Origin of the sequence: Stenotrophomonas sp. DDT-1, from assembly GCF_001580555.1 — a bacterium.
GTDB lineage: Bacteria > Pseudomonadota > Gammaproteobacteria > Xanthomonadales > Xanthomonadaceae > Stenotrophomonas > Stenotrophomonas sepilia.
In genome coordinates this window covers 55,659-64,187 of sequence record NZ_LEKR01000023.1, presented here as the reverse complement: position 1 = coordinate 64,187, position 8,529 = coordinate 55,659, and the positions used below count along the sequence as shown (strand labels likewise).

General features: G+C 66.1%; 5 protein-coding genes. 2 read left to right on the top strand and 3 right to left on the bottom strand.

Annotated elements, in window-relative coordinates; translation table 11 throughout:
- The 3 genes from AB839_RS12620 to AB839_RS12610 form a co-directional block, all read right to left on the bottom strand.
- A partial coding sequence (locus AB839_RS12620; protein WP_061479628.1) for a family 20 glycosylhydrolase occupies positions 1-1,817 on the bottom strand: 1,817 nt, incomplete at its 3' end.
- Between the two features lie 111 nt (positions 1,818-1,928).
- The gene (locus tag AB839_RS12615) at positions 1,929-4,592 is read right to left on the bottom strand and encodes a TonB-dependent receptor (RefSeq protein ID WP_061479627.1); all 2,664 of its coding nucleotides are present in this window, start codon (positions 4,590-4,592) and stop codon (positions 1,929-1,931) included.
- A gap of 143 nt (positions 4,593-4,735) precedes the next feature.
- Positions 4,736-5,752 (bottom strand): glucokinase family protein, encoded by a 1,017-nt coding sequence (locus AB839_RS12610; protein ID WP_061479626.1) that lies wholly within the window; start codon positions 5,750-5,752, stop codon positions 4,736-4,738.
- A gap of 375 nt (positions 5,753-6,127) precedes the next feature.
- Between AB839_RS12610 and AB839_RS12605 the strand changes: the two genes are divergently transcribed.
- Positions 6,128-7,420, top strand: a complete 1,293-nt coding sequence (locus AB839_RS12605; RefSeq protein ID WP_005419333.1) for a sugar MFS transporter — start codon at positions 6,128-6,130, stop codon at positions 7,418-7,420.
- A gap of 39 nt (positions 7,421-7,459) precedes the next feature.
- Complete coding sequence (locus AB839_RS12600; protein ID WP_005411045.1) at positions 7,460-8,527, top strand: LacI family DNA-binding transcriptional regulator; 1,068 nt, start codon at positions 7,460-7,462, stop codon at positions 8,525-8,527.
- The last annotated feature ends 2 nt before the right edge of the window (positions 8,528-8,529 follow it).

Genomic DNA, 8,529 nt, shown 5'->3' with positions numbered 1-8,529 from the left:
GTGGTCGGCAGCGTCGCGGTCAGCGGCTGCTGGTACAACGGCGACTGCGCGGTCACCGGCTGGCCATCGGTGCTGTAGCGCACTTCATAACCCAGCGGGTTGGCCAGCGATAGGGTCACGGAGTTTTTCGCGCGATCATCGGTGTAGTCCACGCCCACTTCGAACGGGGTCTGCGCGTAGGCCAGGCCCCAGGCACGGTAGCGCTGCAGCTGCGCGGGCAGGCGCGCGAGGAAATCGCGGAAGTCGCGATGTTCCGGCGTACTCCAGCCGGTCTCGGCCACGGCGGCCAGGCGCGGGAACAGGTTGTGCTGCAGGCGCGCGTAGGTGCGCGTGTGCTCGGTAAACATGTTGGCCTGCAGGCCGAGAATGTGCTGGCGCTTGTCGACCGCCAGCTCGGCCGGCACCGGCTCGAAGTTGTAGAGCTTGCCCAGGTTGACCTGGGCCGGGCGACCGGGTGGTTCATTCGGCGAGGCGGTCTGCAGGTAATCCAGGTACAGGTACCCCACCGGCGACATGACCACGTCGTGGCCGGCACTGGCTGCAGCCAGGCCACCTTCGGTGCCCTGCCACGACATCACCGTGGCCTGCGGTGGTAGGCCGCCTTCGAGGATTTCGTCCCAGCCGATCAGGCGCCGGTCGTGCTGCTCCAGGAAGGTCTCCAGGCGCTTGATGATGTGGCTCTGCATGGCCATTTCATCCTTGATGCCCAGCGCACGCATGCGCTGCTGCACCTGTTTCGAGGCTTCCCACTGGTCCTTGACCGCTTCGTCGCCGCCGACGTGCACGTACTTCGCAGGGAACAGCGCGATCACTTCTTCCAGTACGTTCTCGAGGAAGGTGACGGTGCTGTCTTCCACGTTGAACAGGTTCGGGAACACGCCCCATTCGCTGATCGGCTTCAGCGGGGTGTTGATCGAACCCAGTTCCGGGTACGCGGCGATCGCCGCGGTGGCATGGCCGGGCACGTCGATTTCCGGAATCACCTGGATATGCAGCCTGGCGGCATAGGCGATCACTTCGCGGATCTGCTCCTGCGTGTAGAAGCCGCAGTACGGATGCTCCTTGCCACTGGCCGGATCGATGCCACCGTCGCCGGCCGGCAGGCGGCAGCTGCCCACCTCGGTCAGCTTCGGGTAGCGCTTGATCTCCATGCGCCAGCCCTGGTCATCGGTGAGGTGCCAATGGAAGGTATTGAGCTTGTGCGCGGCCATCGCGTCGAGCACATGCTTGATCTCGTCCAGGCTCTGGAAATGCCGCGCCGAGTCGAGCATGAAACCGCGCCAGCCGAAGCGCGGCGCGTCCTGGATCTGCACCGCCGGCAGCACGCCGTTGCTGCCACCCGTGGCGAGCTGGGCAAGCGTGGTTGCGCCGTAGAACAGGCCGGTTTCGTTGCCGGCCTGCACCAGCACGCCCTGCGCGGTGCTTTCCAGCGTGTAGCTCTCACCACTGTCGCGGAAGGTCGGGATGATCTGGAAGCGGATGCTGCCCGACGTGCCTGCCGCCTTGCCCTGTGCCGGCGTAAGGCGCGGACCGCCGCTGCGCGCCAGCAGGTCGGCGAACTGGGTGGCGACCCGTTGCGCGGCTTCGCCTTCGGCCTGCAGCGCGGTATCGGCGCGTACGGTGATGCCGCTACCCTGGCCGTGCTGCACGGTAGCGGGCGCGGGAATCAGCATCAGGCTGCCGGCGCGCAGCTGCGGGCCCGGTGCTTCAGCGGCCGGCGTGGGATCGGCGGCGAGCGCGGGTAGCGCCGGCAGCAGGGCGAGCAGGCTGCCCAGCAGTACTGCGCTGCGCATCTGGGCGCGGGAAGGCTTGACCATCGGAACGACTCCTTGGAACGGTGCGATGAACGCTATACATGAAAAACGCCGGGCCCGGAATGACCCAGGCCCGGCGTGCGTGCACGACTCGGCGATGTTGCTGCCGCTGGATCAGTACTTGAAGCGGAAGTTGAGGTAGTACTGGCGGCCGTTGCTGTAGAACGAGGTCGGGATGGCCGCGGTCTGGTAGTACTTGTAGGTCGGGTTGTTGAGGTTCAGGCCATCCAGGCTGATGCTCAGCCAATCGGTGGCCTTGTAGCTCAGCGATGCCGACAGCGTGCCGAAATCATCCTGGTAGTACGGGTTGGTGCCCGACAGGCTGATCAGGAACGAGGAACGGCGGGTGTAGCTGACCCGGGCGCCAAAGCGCTCGTTCTCGAAGTAGGCACCCACGTTGTAGGTGTTCTTCGAAGTACCCAGCAGGTTGTGCGAACCATCCGACCAGGTGTGCGAGGTGGTGCCGTTGGCGTAGGTGTAGTTGGCATTGATGCCGAAGTACTCGCCGATCGGCTGCTCGTAGGCCACTTCCACGCCGGTGACCTTGCCGTCGGCATTGATCGGGGTGGAGATCTGGTAGGTCTCGAGCTGGTTGGTCAGTTCGCTGTAGAGCTGGCGCGAGACCACGTCGAAGGCGATGTAGTCCTTCAGCTTCATGTGGTACGCGCCCACCGACAGCAATCCGCGCGGCATGAAGTACCACTCCAGGTTGGCATCCAGGTTGGTCGACAGGGTCGGCTTGAGGTTCGGATTGCCGCCGCCGCCGGTGCGGTTCAGGTCAGAGCCGTACGAGGACGCGCCCAGTGCCGAGTAGTCCGGCAGGGTCTGGGTCTGCGAGGCAGCGACACGCAGCACCAGCGAGTCGTCCAGGTCGAACTTGATGTTGGCGCTGGGCAGGACACGGTTGCGCTTGTTCTGGAAGGCCAGGCGCTCCCACATGCCGAACAGGCTGCTGACATCGGCGTCGGCGGCCTTGCTGACGGCGTTGTAGGTGTCGATGTCCTGCTTGATGTTGACGTAGCGCAGGCCGACGTTGCCGCTCCACCAGTCGCCGCGGAAATTGGCCTGCACGTAGCCGGCGAAGTTCTTTTCCTTCACCTTCCACTCGGCGCCATAGTTGTGGCGACCGGTCGGGCCATCGTTGCCGGCCAGCCAGGTGGAGTTGTTGGTCACCGCATCCTTCAGCGCGCCCGGGGTGAAGTACCACAGGTTGCGCGGGAAGGTGCCGCCGATGTCACCGGCAAAGCCGCTGGGATAGTTGGCCGTGGCACCGTTCTTCAGTGCGCTCCAGATGTCACCCGGGGTTGCACCTTCCGGCGACAGCGCTTCGCGCTTGTGGTCGGCGAAACGCAGGCCGAAGTCGATCGAGCTCAGTACGCCGCCATCATTGAAGTACTGGTTGAAGTCGAGCGTGGCCCACTTCTCCTTGTCTTCAGCGGTGACCTGCTGGTTGCCCCAGGTGCCGAAGCTGGTCACGCCGTTGGGCGAGAGGTCGCCGCCGACGTTCCAGTCGATCGGCGAGCCATTGCCGTGGGTGGCCCAGCTGGCGCCGCCGCCGTTGGCCAGGGTGACCTCGGCGATGTACTGGCGCGGCGTCTCGCCGGTGCCCTTGGTGCTGCCGGCCTGGAACGTGGCGGTCAGGCTGTCGCTGATCTGCCAGTCGGCATCGAAGGTGACATAGCTCGACTTGGCCTTCGACTCGCGGTAGATCATGTCGTACACCGCATAGTCGGTGCCGGGCACGCCCCGGTAGGTGGCGTTGGTCAGCACGCCGTCCTTGACCACATAGCCCGGATCCGGCGCCTGCGACTTGGCGAAGCTGTTGCCGAACATCATGAAGTTGCGGTTGTAGTTGTTGGCCTTCAGCTCGGAGCTGAAACCATTCAGGCCCAGGGTGAGGCTGTCGCTCGGCTTGAACTGCAGCGAGACCAGGCCGCCCTTGCGTTCGCGGGTCTGTTCGAACAGGGTCGAACCCAGCAGGCCCGGCACGTTGACGCCGATCAGGTCCGGATTGGTCTTGGCGACCGGGTCGCCGGCGCCGATCTTGAAGAAGCCGCCCGGGATTTCCTGCGCTTCACGGCGCAGTTCGCGCTTCTGGCTGAAGCCCTGCACCATCACGCCGAAGGTGCCTTCGTCGTTCTTGTAGTTGAACAATGCCGAGTACTGCGGATCGGTCGATTTGGCCAGGTCCGAACGCACCGCACCGATGGAGCCTTCCGCGGTGAACGGCTTGGAGAATTCCAGCGGCTTGCGGGTGATGATGTTGACGGTACCGGTGGTGCCGCCGTCCTGCAGCTTGGCCTGCGAGGACTTGTTCACTTCCACCGAGCTGACCAGTTCCGACGGCAGCAGCGAGTAGCTGACGCTGCGGCCGACGTTGTTGCCCTGGCTGAGCACGAACCAGTCGGCGGAGCCGACGGTGTGGCCGTTGATCAGGGTCTGGGTCAGGCTCGGGCTGGTGCCGCGCAGGCTGACACGGTCGGCTTCATCGAAACCGCCTTCATCGGCGCTGGACGAGCTGATGTTCACGCCCGGCAGGCGCTGCAGGGTATCGGCCACGTTATGCGCGGGCAGCTTGCCCACGTCTTCGGCAGTGACCACTTCCACGCGCGCATTGGCTTCGCGCTTGGTGTCCAGCGACTTTTCCATCGAGCCACGGATGCCGGTAACGGTCACGGTGTCCAGATCGGTGGCGGTCGGGGCCGCCTGCTGCGCGTGCGCACTGAAGGCGATGCAGCTGACGATGGCGGCCGAAAGCAGGGTCTTGCGGGTGTTCATGATGTCTCTCCTCATCACTCGATTGGGTGCCGGCGGCGGTGTTCGGTTACGGTTGCGATGACATGCGCGGGGCGGCGGCGAAGTCCCGTGCGTTGGCGTGCCACGTACTGCGTGCTGCGATTGCGTTGAAGCCTGTTGCGGTGTCAGGCGGCCGACTGCTGCAGGTACCAGCTGGCAGCGCCGACCACGCCCAACTGGCCATGTTCGACGACCTTCACCGGGATGCGTGCCAGCGCTTCGCCCATCGGCCCCTTCTGCAGGTAGCGTTCGACGAAGGTGCTGGCGTGCAGGTATTCGCGGATCTGCGGCAGGATGCCGCCGGCCAGGTAGACGCCACCGTGGGCGCCGTAGAACAGCGCCATGTCGCCGATGGTGCTGCCGAGCAGGCCACAGAACACGTCCAGCGCCTGGCGCGCATGTGCATCGGTATCGGCCATGGCGGCGGCGGTGACTGCGTCGGGGCTTGCCAGGGTCGGCGCCTGCCCTTGCAGTGCACACACCGCACGGTACAGGTTCATCAGGCCGGGGCCGGAGATCGCATGCTCGATCGACACGTGCGCGCGGTCGCGCTGCATGTAGCGGACGATGGCCATTTCCAGTTCGGTGCTGGCCGCCAGGGTCGGCTGGCCGGCTTCGGTGGGCAGCACCACCGGGCCGTGCGCGGTGGGGATCCACAGCGCGGCGCCCAGACCGGTGCCGGGGCCGACCACCAGGGTCGGGCCACGTGTGGCAGTTTCCGGTCCACACAGGTGCAGCACGCCGCTGGCGTCCACCTGCGCAGCGGCATAGGCCACCGCTTCGAAGTCGTTGACGATGTAGACCCGCTGCAGGCCGACCTCGGCTTCCACCTGGCGCGCCGACAGCGGCCACGGCAGGTTGGCGGTGATCACTGTGCCGTCTTCGCGGGCGTAGCCGGCGCTGGCGACCACGCAGTGCGTGGGGCGTGGGCCTTCGCCCAGGAAGTCGGACAGGATCGCGCTGAGACCGGCGTGGTCGGCGTTGCGGTACTTGCGGTATTCCAGCACCTGCACCGGATGGGCGGCATCGCCGCTGGCCTTGACCCGGGCCACGCGCACATGGGTGCCACCGACGTCGGCGGCCAGGAACGAGGGCGCAACGCGGGACAGGACATGGGCCGGGGCGGGGTGGCTGGCGGTCACGCGGGCTCCTGCTGCAGGTGGGCCGGCCCGGGGATCGGGGGCGGCGATTGGGGCGGAGTCTGTAACCGCGCTGACAACGATGTCAACGAGTTCGTGACACTTTCGTTGCTGCGTCGCAACGAATGCGGCGCGCAGTAAACGTTTACACGGTGTGAGTGCGGGTTTCACATGGGAACCATTGGCGCACGGGGCTCTAGGCCTGCCGCGTATTCAGCGGGGCGTACCGCGGCGGACTTGCGCAGTGCAGCACAAGGTTCAGGCAGGCGTGCATGGAAGTTGACAAACCGCCGTTGTCCATCGAAAGAATGTGACAACGTTGTTCCCAGCCACTCTCCGACGCCGCGTTCTGCGGCCGTCGCCGCAGGAGCCCTCCTGATGTCCGCCGTCCCCGCTGCAAGCGCGCGCCCGAACGTGGCCACCTCCATCGCCATCGTTGGCGTGTTGTTCTTCCTGATCGGCTTCTTCACCTGGCTCAACGGACCACTGATCACCTTCGTCAAGTTGGCCTTCGAACTCAGCGAGGTCGGCGCCTTCCTGGTGCTGATGGTGTTCTACCTGTCCTATTTCTTCCTCGCCCTGCCGGCGTCCTGGATCCTGCGCCGCACCGGCATGAAGAAGGGCCTGAGCCTGAGCCTGCTGGTGATGGCCGGTGGTGCCGCGCTGTTCGGTGAATTCGCCACCCAGCGCTGGTACCCGGGCGCGCTCGGCGGCCTGTTCGTGATCGGCAGCGGCCTGGCGCTGCTGCAGACCGCGATCAACCCCTACATCTCCATCCTCGGCCCGATCGAGACGGCGGCACGCCGCATCGCACTGATGGGCATCTGCAACAAGATCGCCGGCATGCTCGCCCCGGTGCTGATCGGCACCCTGGTGCTGCATGGCATCGGCGACCTGGACAAGCAGGTGCAGGCCGCCGACGCGGTCACCAAGGTTGCGCTGCTCAACGAATTCGCCGCCAAGATCCATGCGCCGTACCTTGCGATGGCCGCGCTGCTGGTGGTGCTGGCGGTGGCCGTGCTGTTCTCGCCTCTGCCGGAGATCAAGTCCTCCGAAGCCAATGCAACGCCGTCAGGGGCACCGGGAACGGCCGAGCGCCGCAGCATCTTCCAGTTCCCGCATCTGTGGCTGGGCGTGCTGTGCCTGTTCGTGTACGTAGGCGTGGAAGTCATGGCCGGTGATGCGATCGGCACCTACGGCCACGGTTTCGGCTTGCCGCTGGACCAGACCAAGATGTTCACCTCGCTGACGCTGGGTGCGATGTTGGCCGGCTACGTGGTCGGCCTGCTGGCGATCCCCGGCCTGGTCTCGCAGTCGCGCTACCTGACCATTTCGGCAGTGATGGGCGTGGTGTTCTGCCTGGGCGCCTGGGCTACGCACGGCTACGTCTCGGTGGCCTTCGTGGCGCTGCTGGGCTTTGCCAACGCCATGATGTGGCCGGCCATCTTCCCGCTGGCGATCCGCGGCCTGGGCCGCTTCACCGAGACCGGCTCGGCCCTGCTGGTGATGGGCATCGCCGGCGGCGCGATCATTCCGCAGCTGTTCGCCGTGCTCAAGCAGCACATCGACTTCCAGCTGGTGTTCGTGCTGCTGATGGTGCCGTGCTACCTGTACATCCTGTTCTACTCGGTGATCGGCCATCGTGCCGGCCTGCCGCAGGACAAGGCCTGATCGGCGATGATGGACGGCAGCCAACCCCAGGGAAAACCCATGCGCAGAGCGACCATCAAGGACGTTGCGGAGAAGGCCAAGGTCTCGCTGAAGACAGTCTCGCGGGTGATCAACAACGAGCCCTCGGTGATGCAGGCCACCCGTGCGCGGGTGCTGCGTGCCATCGCCGAGCTCGACTACGAGCCCGATCCGTCCGCGCGCAACCTGCGCAGCGGCACTACCTTCGTGATCGGGCTGGTCTACGACAACCCGAACCCGTACCACATCATCGGCGTGCAGAACGGCGTACTGGCCGCGTGCCGCGAGACCGGTTTCGGCCTGCAGATCCATCCCTGTGATTCGAGCTCGCCGTTGCTGGCCGATGAACTGGCCGACTGGGTGCAGCGCTCGCGGCTGGCGGGGCTGGTGCTGACCGCGCCGATGTCCGAGCGCCGCGACCTGATCCAGGCGCTGACCGCGCGTGGCATCAAGCTGGTGCGTATCATCGCCGCCACTGAAGACCCGGCCGACGGCGCCTGCGTGTTCGTCGACGACCGCGAGGCGGCCTACGAGATCACCGAGCACCTGATCCAGCTGGGCCACCAGCGCATCGGCTTCCTCTGGGGCGGCAGCTCGCACCGCTCCTCGGGCGAACGCTACGCCGGTTACGAAGCCGCGCTGAAGGACTACGGCATGACCGTGGACAAGCACCTGGTGGTGCAGGGCGATTACACCTTCGATGATGGTTTCCGTGGGGCGCGCCGCCTGCTGGCGCTGCGCGAACCGCCCACCGCCATCTTCGGTTCCAACGACGAAATCGCTGCCGGCGTGCTGGCCGCCGCCAAGTCGGCCGGCATGAACGTGCCGTACGACCTGTCCATCGCCGGTTTTGAGGACAGCCCGTTCTCGCGCCAGTCGTGGCCGCCGCTGACCACCGCCAAGCAGGCCACCGAGGACATCGCCCGCCATGCCGCGCGCCTGCTGATCGCACAACTGCGCAGCGACGCCTACGACGATGCGCCGGCACCGCTGCACAACCAGGGCTTCGTGCCGCAACTGGTGGTGCGCGGTTCGACCGCGCCGATGCGCCCGGCCGGCGCACGCCCCCTTCCTTCCGATCCTGCCTGAGC

Excerpts from the sequence above, each read along its gene's own strand:
- AB839_RS12615 (WP_061479627.1), bottom strand. The coding sequence starts at position 4,592 with ATGAACACCCGCAAGACCCTGCTTTCGGCCGCCATCGTCAGCTGCATC.
- AB839_RS12605 (WP_005419333.1), top strand. The coding sequence starts at position 6,128 with ATGTCCGCCGTCCCCGCTGCAAGCGCGCGCCCGAACGTGGCCACCTCC.
- AB839_RS12600 (WP_005411045.1), top strand. The coding sequence starts at position 7,460 with ATGCGCAGAGCGACCATCAAGGACGTTGCGGAGAAGGCCAAGGTCTCG.